This is a genomic window from Streptacidiphilus sp. EB129 (assembly GCF_041262645.1).
In the GTDB taxonomy this organism is placed as follows: domain Bacteria; phylum Actinomycetota; class Actinomycetes; order Streptomycetales; family Streptomycetaceae; genus Streptacidiphilus.
This window is the reverse complement of the sequence record NZ_JBGCCS010000001.1, coordinates 247,174-263,257: the sequence shown is the minus strand read 5'-3', so window position 1 is coordinate 263,257 and position 16,084 is coordinate 247,174. Positions and strand designations below refer to the sequence as shown.

The 16,084-nt window shown below is 72.5% G+C and carries 12 protein-coding genes; 9 read left to right on the top strand and 3 right to left on the bottom strand.

Going from position 1 to position 16,084, the window contains the following annotated elements; translation table 11 throughout:
* Positions 1–39: 39 nt before the first annotated feature.
* Positions 40–1,485, bottom strand: coding sequence for a DUF222 domain-containing protein (locus ABH925_RS01260; protein ID WP_370144692.1), 1,446 nt, complete (start codon positions 1,483–1,485; stop codon positions 40–42).
* 596 nt (positions 1,486–2,081) lie between these two features.
* Between ABH925_RS01260 and ABH925_RS01255 the strand changes: the two genes are divergently transcribed.
* The 7 genes from ABH925_RS01255 to ABH925_RS01225 all read left to right on the top strand — a co-directional run bounded on the left by ABH925_RS01255 (position 2,082) and on the right by ABH925_RS01225 (position 10,553).
* Positions 2,082–3,107, top strand: a complete 1,026-nt coding sequence (locus tag ABH925_RS01255; protein ID WP_370144691.1) for a LacI family DNA-binding transcriptional regulator — start codon at positions 2,082–2,084, stop codon at positions 3,105–3,107.
* 143 nt (positions 3,108–3,250) lie between these two features.
* On the top strand, positions 3,251–4,972 hold the full coding sequence (gene araB, locus ABH925_RS01250) for a ribulokinase (RefSeq protein ID WP_370144690.1): 1,722 nt from the start codon (positions 3,251–3,253) through the stop codon (positions 4,970–4,972).
* On the top strand, positions 4,969–5,703 hold the full coding sequence (locus ABH925_RS01245) for an L-ribulose-5-phosphate 4-epimerase (protein ID WP_370144688.1): 735 nt from the start codon (positions 4,969–4,971) through the stop codon (positions 5,701–5,703). The genes araB and ABH925_RS01245 overlap by 4 nt, the downstream gene beginning before the upstream one ends.
* Positions 5,700–7,205 (top strand): L-arabinose isomerase, encoded by a 1,506-nt coding sequence (araA, locus tag ABH925_RS01240; RefSeq protein ID WP_370144687.1) that lies wholly within the window; start codon positions 5,700–5,702, stop codon positions 7,203–7,205. Before ABH925_RS01245 ends, araA begins: the two co-directional genes overlap by 4 nt.
* Positions 7,206–7,391: 186 nt before the next feature.
* On the top strand, positions 7,392–9,191 hold the full coding sequence (locus tag ABH925_RS01235; protein WP_370144686.1) for an alkaline phosphatase family protein: 1,800 nt from the start codon (positions 7,392–7,394) through the stop codon (positions 9,189–9,191).
* A gap of 266 nt (positions 9,192–9,457) precedes the next feature.
* On the top strand, positions 9,458–9,724 hold the full coding sequence (locus ABH925_RS01230; protein WP_370144684.1) for a DUF1876 domain-containing protein: 267 nt from the start codon (positions 9,458–9,460) through the stop codon (positions 9,722–9,724).
* A gap of 157 nt (positions 9,725–9,881) precedes the next feature.
* Positions 9,882–10,553, top strand: a complete 672-nt coding sequence (locus ABH925_RS01225; RefSeq protein ID WP_370144682.1) for an enoyl-CoA hydratase-related protein — start codon at positions 9,882–9,884, stop codon at positions 10,551–10,553.
* Between the two features lie 143 nt (positions 10,554–10,696).
* Here the strand turns inward: ABH925_RS01225 and ABH925_RS01220 are convergent, their stop codons facing one another.
* Positions 10,697–11,374 carry a TetR/AcrR family transcriptional regulator gene (locus ABH925_RS01220; protein WP_370144681.1) on the bottom strand — a complete coding sequence of 226 codons (678 nt, stop codon included), beginning with the start codon at positions 11,372–11,374 and terminating at the stop codon, positions 10,697–10,699.
* A gap of 149 nt (positions 11,375–11,523) precedes the next feature.
* Between ABH925_RS01220 and ABH925_RS01215 the strand changes: the two genes are divergently transcribed.
* The gene (locus ABH925_RS01215; protein ID WP_370144680.1) at positions 11,524–13,917 is read left to right on the top strand and encodes an alpha/beta fold hydrolase; all 2,394 of its coding nucleotides are present in this window, start codon (positions 11,524–11,526) and stop codon (positions 13,915–13,917) included.
* Positions 13,918–13,984: 67 nt separating this feature from the next.
* On the opposite strand, the gene ABH925_RS01210 is transcribed toward ABH925_RS01215, so the two are convergent.
* Positions 13,985–15,178: an MFS transporter gene (locus ABH925_RS01210; protein ID WP_370144679.1), complete on the bottom strand. Its 1,194-nt coding sequence runs from the start codon at positions 15,176–15,178 to the stop codon at positions 13,985–13,987.
* Between the two features lie 154 nt (positions 15,179–15,332).
* Here ABH925_RS01210 and ABH925_RS01205 point away from each other — a divergent pair, with 154 nt between their 5' ends.
* A complete protein-coding gene (locus ABH925_RS01205) occupies positions 15,333–16,082 on the top strand; it encodes a helix-turn-helix domain-containing protein (protein ID WP_370144933.1) in 750 nt (249 codons plus the stop codon).
* The last annotated feature ends 2 nt before the right edge of the window (positions 16,083–16,084 follow it).

The following is a 16,084-nucleotide window of genomic DNA, read 5'->3' as shown; positions in this document are numbered from 1 at the left end:
CTCGGGGCGCGGCGTGGGTCATCGCGAACCGAGCCCGGCTCAGGCCGCAGCGGACAGCGGCGTCAGTGGGGGGTAGCGGGTGTTGAGGGGTGGGGACATGTCGGGTGGAGGGACGGCATGGGGGGTGCCGTTGCGCATCTGCAGTTCCCAGCCGGTCTGGTGCAGATCGGTGTGGTGTTCGCCGCAGAGCAGGGCGAGGTTGTCCAGGCTGGTGTCGCCGCCGTCGGCCCAGTGGACCAGGTGGTGGGCCTCGCACCAGGTCGGGGGCCGGGTGCAGCCGGGCCACACGCAGTGCCGGTCGCGGGCGACGACCGCGTCGCGCAGGTGTCCGGGGACGGTACGGGTGGCGCGGCCGATGGACACCGGGCGGTCCTGACCCCGGGTCAGGATCACCCGCAGCCGACAGTCACACGCCTCCTTGCGCAGCTGCCAGGCCGTGAGCCGGTAACCGCGGGTGGTGTCCGCCGACGCCCTCGGGCGCAGCAGTCCCGCCAGACCGTTCCCGGACCCGTGGTCGGTGCCGACCACGTCGCCGGTCACGTTCCGCGCCTGGACGCCGTCGAGGGTGTCGTTGAGGGTGGGGTGAGTGGGGCATTCGGGCCGGAAGGCGTCAAGGTCGGCGATGAGGGTCAGCTGGGGGCGCTGGCCGCCGGTGGTGGGCAGCGCGTCCGACCGCAGGGCCAGGTCCGCGACGGTGGCCAGGGCGTCGCCCATGCGCTGGGCGTGGCTGCGCGGGTCGCCGTCGGCCGGGGCGGCGGTGGCGGCCTCCAGCGCGACCCGCAGCCGCTCGCCGGCCAGCGGGGACAGTTCCCCGGACAGCACCCAGAACGGGTCGTCCGAGGTGCCGGTGGGCGAGAGCTTGACCCAGGACTGGAACGCCGCCGGCGCCTCCCTCTGGGCAGGCTGAGCGTCGGTGACCAGGTGGGCGTGGATCTGCTTCGCGGCCTGGCGCACATGGGCCAGGTGCAGCTTGGGGGTCTGTTCCAGCATCAGCGCCTGTGCCTGCTCGCGCGCGGTGTCGTCCTCGATCGGGGCGAGTTCGTGGGCCAGAATCTGTGCCTGGTCGTACGACAGCTCCCCGCGCGCCTGCGCCTCGCGTACCTGCGGCAGCCGGTCCAGCTCCCGCGCCAGGGTCACCATCTGCCCCGCCCGTGCGTGGGCCAACTGTGCGTGCGTGCGCAGGAACCCCTTGGTGGACCGGCAGCGCACCGCGCACGGCCCGCCGGTACGGTCGAACACCGCCAGCCGGCGCAGTTGCTCGGCCGCCAGCATCTCCCCCAGCCGCTGCAGCGCCAGGACCTGTTCCGCCAGTTCCCGCGCGCCGCTGGCGTGCAGTTGCTGCTCGTCCTGGCTCGTGAGCGCATCCAGCAGCGTGTGCACCGCCGACGGCAGGGTCCGCAGCGGATCGGTGAACCGCGCCTGCCGCGAGGACCACGGCGTGCCGGTGACGTGGCGGGCACCGTCCGCATCCTGCGGCAGTCCCAACCAGCCCGCCGACGGGTCCGCAGACCCTACCGGCGACGTGAGCGTATGGGGAGACCGAGCCTGCGACCCGAAGGACACCACCGACGGGGAGACCACCCCACCCATGGACGCTTCGCCGTCACCACACTCGCCCCCGAACAACGAGGCGTCCATAGAACAATTATGACACCCCATTCAGTCGCGACCAACGCCCAGCGATCACCCACACGGGTGAAAAAACCCCAGCTCACGGCAGGCAATCCCCACGTATGCGGCGGCGGACCTGTTCAGTACACCCCACGCGGCGGTCATGCCCGGACGTACCCGCCGGGAAGGCCGCTCACGGCGCGACGGCCGCCCTCCACCCCCCACAGCCGGGTCACTCCGCGCAGCCGGAACGCTCGGCATCCGCTCGCAGCGCGGTGACCGGGTCACGGCGCCGGGCCCGCCGCGCCCCCGCATGCGGCGAAGTCACCGGCCTGGGCCGAACACATCGTGCAGGACCCATTGACGAGCCGCCATGTGAACGCTAACAATGCCGTATCGCACAGCACAGCGGCACCACCACAGCGACAACGCGGTAGCGTTCAGCGGACCGGGCGCAGAAGGGGACAACCATGACGGCTGACAGCAGCACAATCGGGCGCAAGCCCGTAATGGCCGATGTCGCACGGCTGGCCGGGGTGTCCCACCAGACGGTGTCCCGGGTCCTGAACGACAGCCCGAACGTCAAGGATCAGACCCGGGACCGGGTGCTGCACGCCATCCGGGAACTGGACTACCGGCCGAACTCGGCCGCCCGCGCCCTGGTGACCAGGCGCTCGCAGACCCTGGGCGTGGTCAGCTTCGACACCACGCTCTACGGCCCGGCGTCCATGCTCTACGGGATCGAGCAGGCGGCACGGAGCGCCGGGTACTTCGTCAGCATCGCCAGCCTGCGCTCGCTCGACGCGCGGTCCATGCAGGAGGCCATGGAGCGGCTGCACGACCAGGCGGTGGAGGGCGTACTGGTGCTGGCGCCGCAGATCTCCGCCGTCGGCGCGCTCGCGCAGGTCAGCGGCGAGGTTCCGGTGGTCGCGATCGGGTCGGGACCCCAGGCGCGGGTGCCGGCGGTGGCCGTCGACAACAAGGCGGGCGCCCGGGCGGTGACCCGCTACCTGCTGGACCTCGGCCACCGCACGGTGCACCACGTCGCCGGGCCGTCGACCTGGCTGGACGCCCAGATGCGCCTCGCGGGCTGGCGGGCGACCCTGGCCGAGGCCGGGGCGGCGGAACCGGCGGTGCTGGCGGGCGACTGGAGCGCCCGCTCCGGCTACGAGGCCGGGCTGCAGCTGGCGGAGGACCCGGAGGTCACGGCGGTGTTCTGCGCCAACGACCACATGGCGCTCGGGCTGCTGCGGGCACTGAACGAGGCCGGCCGGGCCATCCCGGGCGACATCAGCGTGGCGGGCTTCGACGACATCCCCGAGGCGTCCTACTTCACTCCCCCGCTCACCACCGTCCGCCAGGACTTCGGCGAACTGGGGCGCCGCGGCCTGGAGTTGCTGGTCGAGCAGATCGAGGGCGGGGTCCGGGTCAGGCCCCGCATGCTCGTCCCGCCGGAGCTGGTGCTGCGCCGCAGCACCTCCGCGCCGCGGGGCTGACCCGCGTCGACGGCCGAGGCGCACGAACGGGGCACACGAACGACGGCGCCGGCCCCTCGGACGGACAACCGCCGCGAGCGCGGACCGCAGATCCATCCACACCAGCATCCTGCCGCCATCAAGCCAAGATTGTGAGCGCTAACATGACCAGTGGACCGCTGAAGGTCACCGTCGGCGTGGACTTCGGCACGCTCTCCGGGCGCGCGGTGGTCGTCTCCGTCGAGGACGGTGCACAGCTCGCCGACGCCGTGTACGCGTACCCCCACGCCGTGGTCGACCAGGCGCTGCCCGGCGGCGGCCCGGCGCTGCCACCGGACTGGGCGCTGCAGATTCCCGAGGACTGGCGCGGGGTGCTGCGCCACGCCGTACCCGAGGCGCTCGCGCGGGCCGGGGTGACGGCCGATCAGGTCATCGGCATCGGGACCGACTTCACCGCCTGCACGGTACTGCCGACGACCGCCGACGGCACCCCGCTGTGCGAACTCCCAGAGTACACCGACCGTCCGCACGCGTACCCGAAGCTGTGGCGGCACCACGCCGCGCAGCCGCACGCCGACCGGATCAACGCCCTGGCCGCCGAGCGCGGCGAGTCCTGGCTGCCCCGCTACGGCGGGAGAATCTCCAGCGAGTGGGAGTACGCCAAGGCGCTTCAGCTGCTGGACGAGGACCCCGGACTCTACGCCGCGACCGAGCGCTGGATCGAGGCCGCCGACTGGATCGTCTGGCAGCTCACCGGCACGGAGTCCAGGAATCTGTGCACCGCCGGCTACAAGGGCATCCACCAGGACGGCACCCGGCCGTCCAGCGGCTATCTGGCCGCTCTCGACCCGGGCTTCGCGGACTTCACCGCCAAGCTCGACCACCCGCTCTCCCCGCTCGGCGGGCGGGCGGGCACCCTGACGGCCCGAGCGGCGGCCTGGACCGGGATCAATGAGGGGACCCCGGTCAGCGTGGGGCACGTCGACGCCCACGTCACCAGTGCCGCCGCCCGGGCTCTGGACCCCGGCCACCTGCTGGCCATCATGGGGACCAGCACCTGCCACATCCTCAACTCCGACGTGCTCGCCGAGGTCCCCGGGATGTGCGGGGTGGTCCGCGACGGCGTGGTGCCCGGGCTGTGGGGCTACGAGGCCGGACAGAGCGGCGTCGGCGACATCTTCGCCTGGGCCGCCCGTACCGTGCTGCCCGGGCCCTACGCCGTCGAGGCACGCGAACGCGACCTGTCCGCACACGAGTTGCTGACCGAGAAGGCCGAGCGGCAGCCGGTCGGCGGGCACGGTCTGGTCGCGCTCGACTGGCACAGCGGCAACCGCTCGACCCTGGTGGACCACCATCTGTCCGGCCTGCTGCTGGGACTGACCCTGGACACCCGGCCGGAGGAGGTCTACCGGGCGCTGCTGGAGGCCACCGCCTTCGGTACCCGCGTCATCGTCGAGGCCTTCGAGAGTGCGGGCGTGCCGGTCACCGAGTTCACGGTGGCCGGCGGGCTGGCGCGGAACCGGTTCCTGATGCAGCTCTACAGCGACGTGCTGCGCCGGCCGATCAACCTGATCGGCTCGGAGCAGGGCCCGGCGCTCGGCTCGGCGATCCACGCCGCGGTGGCCGCCAAGGCCCACCCGGACATCCCCGCCGCGTCCGCCGCGATGGGCCGGATCGAACGGGCGGTGTTCACCCCCGACCCGACCCGGGCCGACGCCTACGACGCGCTGTTCGCCGAGTACCGCGAACTGCACGACCACTTCGGCCGCGGCGGCAGCTGTGCCATGCACCGGCTGCGCACTCTGCGCGACACCGCCCGCGAGGCAACCCACGACACCGCCCGTCACCCTGCTCCTGCCGATGCAGCCGAGGAAGGCCGCGCATGAACGAGATCGACACCCTGAAGGCCGAGGTCTGCGCACTCCACGCGGAGCTGCTGCGCTGGGGGCTGGTCGCCTGGACCAGCGGCAACGTCAGCGCCCGGGTCCCCGGCCGGGAGCTGCTGGTGATCAAGCCGAGCGGCGTCTCCTACGACGAGCTGACGCCACGCCAGATGATCGTCGCCGACCTGGACGGCACCGTCGTCGACGGCGACCACGCCCCGTCCTCCGACACCGCCGCGCACGCCTACGTCTACCGCGCCATGCCCCAGGTCGGCGGCGTGGTGCACACCCACTCCCCCTACGCCACCGCGTGGGCCGCGCGCGGCGAGCCGATCCCGTGCGGGATCACCGCCATGGGCGACGAGTTCGGCGACGACATCCCGGTCGGCCCGTTCGCGCTGATCGGCGACGACTCGATCGGCCAGGGCATCGTGGCCACCCTCGCCGACCACCGCTCGCCGGCGGTGCTGATGCGCCAGCACGGCGTGTTCACCATCGGACGGGACGCCAAGGCCGCCGTCAAGGCGGCGGTGATGTGCGAGGACGTGGCCCGCACCATGCACCTGGCCCGGCAGCTCGGGCCGGTCCGCCGCCTCCCCCAGGGCGACATCGACCGCCTGCACGACCGCTACCAGAACGTCTACGGCCAGCAGCCCAACACCCCTCGGCCCGGCAGCCCTCAGCCCACCGGCCCGCAGTCGGTGTCCGCGTCCCCCGAAGGAGCCCAGGCATGACCGTATCCGTCGCCCCCGAGGTCTGGTTCCTCACCGGCAGCCAGGACCTGTACGGCGAGGAGACGCTGCGCCAGGTCGCCGAGCAGTCCCGGGCCATCGCCGCCCACCTGGGTGCCCGGCTCGGCGCGCCGGTCGAACTGGTGTGGAAGCCGCTGCTCAAGGACGCGGGGGCGATCCGTCGGGCGATGCTGGACGCCAACAGCGCGGACGGTTGTGTGGGGGTGATCGCCTGGATGCACACCTTCTCTCCCGCCAAGATGTGGATCTCCGGCCTGGACGTCCTGCGGAAGCCGCTGCTGCACCTGCACACCCAGAGCAACGTCGAACTTCCCTGGGCCACCATCGACATGGACTTCATGAATCTGAACCAGGCCGCCCACGGCGACCGCGAGTTCGGCTACGTGCAGACCCGGCTCGGGGTGGCCCGGAAGACCGTGGCCGGGCATGTCACCACCCCGGGCGTGGCAGCCAGGGTCGACGCCTGGGCACGTGCCGCACTCGGCCGCGCCGAGCTGGCGTCCCTGCGGCTGGCCCGGTTCGGCGACAACATGCGCGACGTCGCGGTGACCGAGGGCGACAAGGTCGAGGCCCAACTGCGCTTCGGGGTCTCGGTGAACACCTACGGCGTCAACGACCTGGTCACCGCCGTGGACGCCGCCACCGACGCGGCCGTGACCGAACTGGTCAAGGAGTACCAGGACGTCTACGCGGTCGCGACCGAGCTGCGCGAGGGCGGGCAGCGGCACCGGTCGCTGCGCTACGCCGCCCGGATCGAGCTGGGGCTGCGCGGCTTCCTCCGGGACGGCGGCTTCGGGGCGTTCACCACCAACTTCGAGGATCTCGGCGGTCTGCGCCAGTTGCCTGGACTGGCCGTGCAGCGGCTGATGGCGGACGGCTACGGCTTCGCCGGCGAGGGCGACTGGAAGACCTCGGCGCTGGTGCGCACGCTGAAGGCGATGGCCGCGGGCCTGCCCGGCGGGACCTCGTTCATGGAGGACTACACCTACGACCTGGCGCCCGGACGGGAGTTGGTGCTGGGCTCGCACATGCTGGAGGTCTGCCCCTCGATCGCGGCCGGGACCCCGCGGGTCGAGATCCACCCGCTCGGCATCGGCGGCCGCGAGGACCCGGTCCGGCTGGTCTTCGACGCCGCGCCCGGCGAGGCCCTGGTGCTGGGCATGGCCGACCTCGGCGACCGGTTCCGGCTGGTCGCCAACGAGGTCGACGTGGTCGCCCCGCCGCAGCCACTGCCCCAACTCCCGGTCGCCCGCGCGGTCTGGCGGCCGCGGCCGGACCTGGCGACGTCCGCCGAGTCCTGGATCACCGCGGGCGGCCCGCACCACACCGTCTACTCCAGCGCCCTCGGCGGCGAGGAACTCGCCGACTTCGCCGAGATGACCAGGACCGAGCTGGTCCTGATCGGCTCAGGCACCACCACCCGCGCCCTGGCCAGGGAACTGCGCTGGAACCAGGCCTACTTCCGGCTGGCCCAGGGTTTCTGACCCGGTACGGCCGATTTCCTCCGTCGACTGCCACAGCTTGTCCGGACAAGACATCTGCACTTGTCTGGACAAGTCTGTCTGTGCTGGTTCCACTGTGTTGGTTCGCTGTTCGCTTGGACGACAGTCCGGACCGTTAGTTATGACCTGCACTGACACAGGTGCGCATCGACGGAAGGGTCGGCGGAGATGAGACTGACTTTGCGCGCGCTCGGCGGCGTGGTCGCGCTGCTGGGCGCACTGATCGTGGTGACACCAGCGAACGCGGCCACCACCAGCGGAAATCTGATCGTGAACGGGGACGCCGAGGCCGGGTACTGCACCACGGACTGGACCGCGGCCACCACCATGCCGGGCTGGACGGTGCTGTCGGGCAGCCCGGACGTCGTCTGCTACTCGGCGGGCAGCTTCGCCCACCCGTCCACCCCGGCGCCGGGCAAGGCCTTCTTCGCGCCCGGCAACCAGGGTGACGGCGCGATGGAGCAGACCGTCGACGTCTCCTCCGCCGCGAGCGCCATCGACGGCGGCGGCATCAGCTACAACCTGTCCGGCTGGCTGGGTGGCTGGACCACCTACGCCGGATACGCCCAGGTCTCGCTGAAGTTCCAGGACGCCTCGGGCAAGCAGGTCGGCACGACCGCCAACCTGCCCACCGTCTCCGCCTCGGACCGCTCGAACGCCACCTCCTTCCTGGCCCGCAGCGCCACCGGTGCCGTGCCGGCCGGCACCCGCTCGATCCAGGTCGAGGTGCAGTTCCTGCAGAGCTCCGGCGAGTCCGGCTACCTGGACAACCTGTCGCTCACCCTCAACACCCCGGTCACCGCGCCGGTTCTGGCCCCGCCGGTGTCCCAGGTGCCCGGATACGACCACGTCTTCATGGTCATGATGGAGAACACCGACTACTCGGCGGTGATGGGCGACCCGACCGACACCCCCTTCATCCACAGCCTGATGGCCCAGGGCGCCTCGATGTCGAACTACCACGGCGTCTACCACCCCAGCGACGAGAACTACCTGGCCATCTCCGGCGGTGACACCTACACCACGGGCGCGACGTACTGGCCGCACATCAACGACCCGGGCACCAACCTGGGCGACCGGATCGAGGCCGCCGGCAAGACCTGGAAGGCCTACGAGCAGGGCATGGGCACGCCCTGCAACACCACCACCCAGTACGACTCCGAGTACATGCCGGACGACGCGCCGTTCATCAACTACACCAACATCAGCGGCAACGCGACCCGCTGCGCCGCCCACCTGTTCGACACCAGCCAGCTGACCACCGACCTGCAGAGCGCGGCCACCACCCCCGCGTTCTCCTGGATCGCGGCCGACGACTACAGCGACGGCGAGGCCTCCGGCAACGGCAGCGCCGCCAGCCTCAAGACCCAGGACGGCTGGCTCAAGCAGACCCTCGCCCCGGTCATGACGTCCCCGGCCTGGACCACGCAGAAGTCGCTGCTCATCCTGACCTGGGACGAGGACACCAGCAACCCCGACAACCAGGTGGTCGCGGTCGTCGACGGCTCCCAGGGCACCGTCCCGGCCGGCACCACCAGCGCCAGCCGTTACGACCACTACAGCACCGCCCGCACCATCGAGGCGGCGCTCGGCCTGCAGGGCATCACCGCCAACGACACCTACGCGACGCCGCTCAACGACGCGTTCGTGCCCGGCTCGGCTCCCGCTCCCGCCCCGACCAGCACCCTGACCACCGCGACGCCGAGCGTCAGCAACGGGTCGAGTGTCACCTTCCAGTACTCGACCCCGGCGGGCACCACCAGCTCGACCAACTGGATCGGCATCTACCCCAAGGGGGTGACGCCCGGTCAGCAGTCCTCCCTGACCTGGCAGTACGCCCCCAGCGGCAGCGGCAGCCTCACCTTCAGCACCAGCAGCCTGTCCGGCCTCGGTTCGTACGACGTCTGGTACCTCTACAACGACGGCTACACGGCCCTGGCCGGCCCGGTCCCGCTGACCGTGAACTGACGGCAGAGGCTTCGGCCCCGCGCCGGCGCACCCACGCAGGCCCCCGGCGCATCGGCGCCCGGGGGCCTGCCCCGCGCAGCACGGCCGGAAGCACTGCGAACATCACACCGATCAATAAATGTAACGAGTCAACTTTTATATCCCGTACAAGAGCCTCCAGCCGAGTCGCATTTCCACCCTTTCATCCCGATCGATCCGGGGCGACGATGGTTACGGATGAACCGGGATCGGGAGCCCGGATCACGTCGACCGGAGGAGCGATCGCGATGGAAGCGAAAGAGTGGAACGTACGGGTCCAGATCATCGAGGACGGCGGTGACACCACCGCCCGCGCGATGCTCACCACCGGGGAGAACTCGACGCTCGTCGGCCGCGGAGTGGCGCGGCGCAATCCCGTCGACCGCCCGGTCGCGGTGATCGGCGACGAACTGGCCGCCAGCCGGGCGCTCGAAGACCTCGCCACCAAGCTCCACGACGTCGCTTCGCACGACTTCGCCTACCTGGCGGGTCCGGTCCAGCACGCCTTCCAGTGACGACCCGGCCGGAGCCCGCTGCTGTCCGGGCGATCGGGATCCCTGTACGATGCGGATCACCGTAGTTACCGGCCAGTAGAAGTGGCGTTCGCAGGGGGGCGAGACGGGTGCGGCCTGAACCGTCCTCCGTCCGGCCAGCCGCCTTGGAGGAACAGTCATGCCCACGCTCGACCGTCAGGACGACGTCTTCATCCTTGACATCGGTGACACCGAGAACCGCTTCCACCCCGACTGGCTCGCCTCGGTCAACGCCCTGCTGGACGAGGTGGAGCAGGCGGAAGGGCCCAAGGCCCTGGTGACCGCCGCGACCGGCAAGTTCTTCTCCAACGGCCTGGACCTGGACTGGCTGTTCGCCCACGCCGACCAGGCCGGCGAGTACGTGGCCGGGGTGCAGGAGCTGTTCGCACGGGTGCTGACCCTGCCGTTCGTCACCGTGGCGGCGCTGCAGGGGCACACCTTCGCCGCCGGGGCCATGTTCTCGCTGACCCACGACTTCCGGGTGATGCGCGCCGACCGTGGTTACTGGTGCCTGCCCGAGGCCGAGATCAACATCCCCTTCACCGTGGGAATGTCGGCCCTGATCCAGACCCGGCTGACCCCGCAGGCCGCGCACCGGGCGATGGTCACCGCCCACCGCTACGGCGGGAACGACGCCCTCGCCGCCGCCGTCGTCGACCACGCCGCGGGCGAGCAGGAGGTCCGGTCGAGCGCCGTCGGGATCGCCGCGCTCCACGCGGCCAAGGCCGGAGCGACCATCGGCACGATCAAGACCCGGATGTACGCCCCGGTGCTCGACGCCCTGCGGGAGAAGGACATCCCGCTCGGCTGACCGGACCCCCTGACCAGACCATGGCGCGGGGCCGGCCGTCAGGCGTGGGACGGCTCGGCCCCGGCGCGCCGTCCTGCTGACGGCTGCTCAGAACCGGTGCCCGCACAGCGGTATCCGCACCCCGCGACGTGTACCGTGCGCGCTCACGGCGCCGGGGCCGGGAGCGGGGCCGAGCGGTAGATCAGGTGCAGCCAGGCCGCGAGCAGCGAGTCGACCACCCGCTCCTCGGGGATGGCCAGCGCACCGCCGCCGAACGCGCCGTAGGTGTCCATCAGCACGCGTTCGTTCATCGCGTTCAGCATGACCGCCAGGTCGCGGGCGGGCAGACCGTCCGGAGCCGCGCCGCGGGCGCGCTCCGCCTCCACCGCCGCGGCGGTGATGTCGACCCAGTGGGTCATCGACTGGGTCCAGCGGGTGTGGATCTCGCCTCCCGCAGCGTAGCCCTCGGCGATGGCGAGAGTGATCGCGCGGTGGTCCCGGAACGCGACGAAGACACCGGTCAGCGCGCTGCGCAGGCGCTCGGCGGGGCTGGTCGCGAGCGAGCCGAAGGCCTCGGCCACGGCCTGGTCGGCCTCGGCGACGACACCCTCCAGCAGGGTGAGCAGCACCTCGTCCTTCGAGCCGAAGTAGAAGTAGAAGGTGGGCCGGGAGATCCCCGCGCCCCGGGCCAGGTCGTCGATGGAGATGTCCCGCAGCCGGCGCTCGGCGAGCAGCCGCTCGGCAGTCTCCAGGATCGCGGCGCGACGCTCGTCGCCGGTGGGCGGCGAGGGCTGTCGGGGCCGTCGGCAGCGGCGCGGTCGATCGGCGGCGGCGGTTGGCATACCCAGACCATACAAGACCGTTCACGCCCTCAGCAGGTCCCCACTCGACACACTGTTGACTGTGTCGTCGCAGCGTTGATACGTTCCGGCGACCAGCCCCGCCGCCAGCTCCCGCCGCCACGCTCCGGCCCGATACTCGGGGGAACGACATGCCGCAGTCTCCTGCACCGCATCAGCCGCCGCTGCAGGATCCCCACCGGGATCCCGCCGAGGTCCAGCACGCCGAGGTCGAGCATCTGGACGTGCTGATCGTGGGGGCCGGGCTGTCCGGGATCGGCGCCGCCTGCCAGCTCCGGCGCCAGCATCCGCGGCGAAGCGTCGCGCTGCTGGAGGCGCGCGACGCGATCGGCGGCACCTGGGACCTGTTCCGCTACCCCGGGGTGCGCAGCGACTCCGACATGTTCACCCTCGGCTACGCCTTCTCGCCGTGGACCGGGACCAGGTCCCTCGCCGACGGCGCCTCGATCCTGGACTATGTGCGGCGCACCGCACGCGAGTTCGGGGTGGAGGAGCTGGTTCGCTTCGGCCACCGGGTGGTGCAGGCCGAGTGGTCGTCCGCGAACGCGCGCTGGACGGTGACCGCCGAGCACGGCGACGGCTCCGAACCGACCACGCTCACCTGCTCGTTCCTCTACGCGTGCGGCGGCTACTACCGCTACGACGAGGGCTACACCCCGGACTTCCCCGGACTCGCCGACTACACCGGCACTCTGGTGCACCCTCAGAAGTGGCCGGAGGACCTCGACCACCAGGGCAAGCGGGTCGTCGTGATCGGCAGCGGTGCCACCGCGATCACCCTGGTCCCGGCGATGGCGGAGCGCGCCGCGAAGGTGACGATGCTTCAGCGCTCACCCACCTACGTGGTGTCGCTGCCCGCGCACGACCTCGTCGCCGACAAGCTGCGCCGGATCCTTCCGGCCCGGGCCGCCCACACCGCCGCGCGCTGGAAGAACGTGCGGGTGGCCGTGGCCTCGTACCAGCTGAGCCGGAAGGCGCCGAAGCTGATGCGCTCGCTGCTGACCCGGGGTGTGGCCCGGCAGCTGCCCGCCGGCTACGACGTAGGCACGCACTTCACCCCGCGCTACGAGCCCTGGGACGAGCGCCTGTGCGTGGTGCCGGACGGCGACCTGTTCAAGGCCATCAGCGCCGGTCGCGCCGAGGTGGTCACCGACCGGATCGCCCGCTTCACCGAGCAGGGCATCGCGCTGGAGTCCGGTGCCGAACTGCCGGCCGACATCGTGGTCACCGCGACCGGGCTGAACCTGCTCGCCTTCGGCGGCATGCGGCTGCTGGTCGACGGCACGGAGGTGCAGCTCAGCCAGACCGTGGCGTACAAGGCGATGATGCTGTCCGGGGTGCCCAACTTCGCCTTCACCGTGGGCTACACCAACGCCTCGTGGACCCTCAAGGCCGATCTGGTGGCGCAGTACGTCTGCCGGGTGCTGGCCCACCTGGACGAGCACGGCTACCAGACGCTGACGCCGGTGGCCCCCGACTCCCTGGTCCGCGAGCCGCTGATCGGCCTGGCCTCCGGCTACGTGCGGCGCAGCCTGTCCGACTTCCCCAGCCAGGGCACCACCGCGCCGTGGCGGGTCGACCAGCACTACCCGCGCGACGTACGGATGGTCAGGGACCAGCCGGTCGAGGACGGGGTGCTGCACTTCGGCCACGCCTCCGGCCCGGACGGCACCGAGACCTCCGCGACCTCCGCCGCCCCGAGGACCCTCACCGTCCGGGGGCGCACGGTGCGTTATCGCGAGACCGGCGCGGGCCGGCCCGTGCTGCTGCTGCACGGGGTGGCCCGGAGCCTGGACGACTGGTCCGAGCAGCACGATCTGCTGTCCGGCGAGTACCGGGTGATCAGCGTCGACCTGGCGGGCTTCGGCGGCTCGCAGCGGCTGACCGAGCCGACCACGCTGCCGGGCCTGGCCCGGGCCGTCGGGGAGTTCCTCGACGTGCTCGGCGTGGACGAGCCGGTACGGGTGGCCGGCAACTCGCTGGGCGGGGCGGTGGCGATGCGACTGGCGGTCCAGTCGCCGGACCGGGTGCACAGCCTGCTGCTGGTGAACAGCGCGGGCTTCGGCCGCGAGGTCACCGCGACGCTGCGGGTGCTGGCGATCCGCCCGCTGGGCCGGACACTGCTGCGTCCCAGCCGCCGGGCCTCGGTCATGGCCGAGCGGTCGATCTTCCACGACCGCACCTTCGCGACCCCGGCCCGGGTGGACCGCGCGCTCCGGCTGGCCGGGCGACCGGACGGCGCGTCGGTGATGCTGGAGACCCTGCACAGCCTGGGCGGTATCCGCGGTATCCGCGGCATCGACGCCGGGTGGCGCCGCGAGTTGCTCGCCGCAGTGGCCCCGCTGGACCTGCCGACCATGGTGGTGTGGGGCGACCGTGACCTCATCCTCCCGGCGCACCACCTCGACGCCGCCCGCGCCGCCTTCCCCCGGGCCCGCACCCACCTCTTCCCCCGGACCGGCCACATGCCGCAGATCGAGCGCTCGGAGGAACTGGCGAAGCTGGCCCTGGAGTTCTGGGCCTGAGCCCCGCCGGGCCTGACGCACGCCGGGCCTGGCCCACACCGGACCTGACGCACGCCGGGCCCGGCCGCTACCGGGGGACGCGCTCGGGGGTCGGCACCGGCACCGCCGCGGCGGCCAGGCGGCAGGCCTCGCGCTCGGGGCGCAGGAAGAACGCCGCCGTGAGGCCGGCCACCAGGACCAGGACCGCAGTGACCGTGAACGCGTGCCGGTAGCCCAGGGCCACGGTGGGCGCCGCGTCCACGATCCGGCCGGTGACCAGCGGCGACAGCGCACCGGCCAGCGCGTAGAAGCAGGCCACCGCACCGAGGACGACACCGCGCTGCTCCGGCGGGCAGATCCGCGCGCAGGCCAGCTGAGCGGCCGTCAGGATGACGTTCGCCAGCGCCATCGGCCCGAGCAGCAGGGCGATCCGCAGCCAGGTCGGACCACCGACGGCGAAACCGACCACGCCGGCTCCGGCCACGCAGACCAGCAGCCCGGTACCGGCGCCTTCGGGCAGCCGTCGGCGCCGGGGTGCGTCGGCCGATGCCGCGCGGCTGGTACGGGCGCCGTGGACCAGCAGTACGGCCCCGGTGGTGAGGCCTGCGGTCATGGTGATCAGCCCGGTCCCGTGGGGGCTGATGCCGACCACCTGGTGCCAGTAGTCGGGCATCCAGGTGAGACTCGCGCTGAGCAGCCAGTAGGCCGCGAAGCACCCGAAGGCGGCGCTCAGCACGGTGCCCGAGCGCAGCAGCGTCCGGTAGGGGACCCGGTGTCGCGGTCCGGTGTCCGACGCCACCGGTGCCGGATCGGACGGCGCGGTGCCGGCCACTGCCTCCCTCGCCGCCCGGGCCGCCCCGGTAGCACCCGCCGCGCCGGCCACCCTCGGCACCCCCGCCGCGCCGGCCACCCCGGCCACGCCGGCCACGCCGGTAGCCCCCACCGCCCCGGCCGTCCTCGGCGCCAGCGGGCCGTCGCGACCGAGCAGGAGCCAGAGCACCGTCCACACCAGCCCGGCTGTTCCGACGGTCCGGTTCGGCCTGCGGCTGTTCCTGCGGGCGACGCAGGGCGAGCGCGAGGCCGGGCCCGACGCGGTCCGGCTGTTCCGCGAGCGCGCCGAGCAGCGCGCCCGCGAGGGCCTGCCGCTGCATGTGCTGCTCGGCACCCATCTCACCGCCCGGCACGCGCTGTGGTCCGCGCTGCGGCGGCTCGCGCGCCCCGGCGAGGAGGAGGCGCTGCTCGAACTCACGCAGCTGCTGCTGGAGGGGCAGTCACGCGACATCGGCATCACCACCCAGGCCTACCTGGAGGAGCGGTCCAGACTGGCCGCCGACCCCCGCGAGCAGCACCGCGAGCTGGTCCGGGCCCTGCTCGACGGCTCGGCTCCGCCCGCCCCGGGTCAGGCTGAGGCGCTCGGCCTGACCCGGGGCGGCCAGGTGCTGGCCGTGCGGCCGACGACCGGGGCGGACGGGCAGGGCTCCCCGACCGGTGCGGCGGCCGTCGAACGGCGCCGGCTGCAACACAGGCTCCAGCTGCTGCTGGAACGGAGCGTGGACGCAGGCGCGCTGGTCCTGCTGGACGACCCGCAGGGCTACATCCTGCTGCCGCGTCCGGTCGGCTCCGGCCCCGACCAGCCGACCGGAAGGCCGACCGGCCTGCCGACGGATCCGCCGGCGGATCCGTCGACGGACCTGCCGGCCGGGCTGCCCCGGCTGCTCGCCGACGCCTGCGGCGAGGAGCTGCCGCTGTCCGTCGCCGGGTTCACCGACGTGGCCGGCTTCGTGCAGGCGGCCGGCACCGCGCGCGAGGTGCTGCGGCTGTGCCTGGCGCTGGATCGCGGCCCGGGCCCGCACCGCCTGGCCGACGTGCTGCTCGAATACCACCTCTCCCGTCCCGGGCACAGCGCCGGGGCGCTGAGCACCCTGCTCGACCCGGTCCTGGCGCAGCCCGAGCTCGCGGCCACCGTGCGCGGCTACATCGCCCGCCAGCAGGACCGCCGGGCCACCGCGCAGGCGCTGGGCCTGCACCCCAACACCGTCGACAACCGGATCCGCCGGGCCGGTGAGCTCATCGGCACCGACCTCACCACCCCGCGCGGCTACGCGCTGGCCCTGGCCGCCATGGCCGCCCGCGACCTCGGCCGGCCGCCGCACCCAGACCCGCCCAGACCCCTGAAACCGCTCTAGGG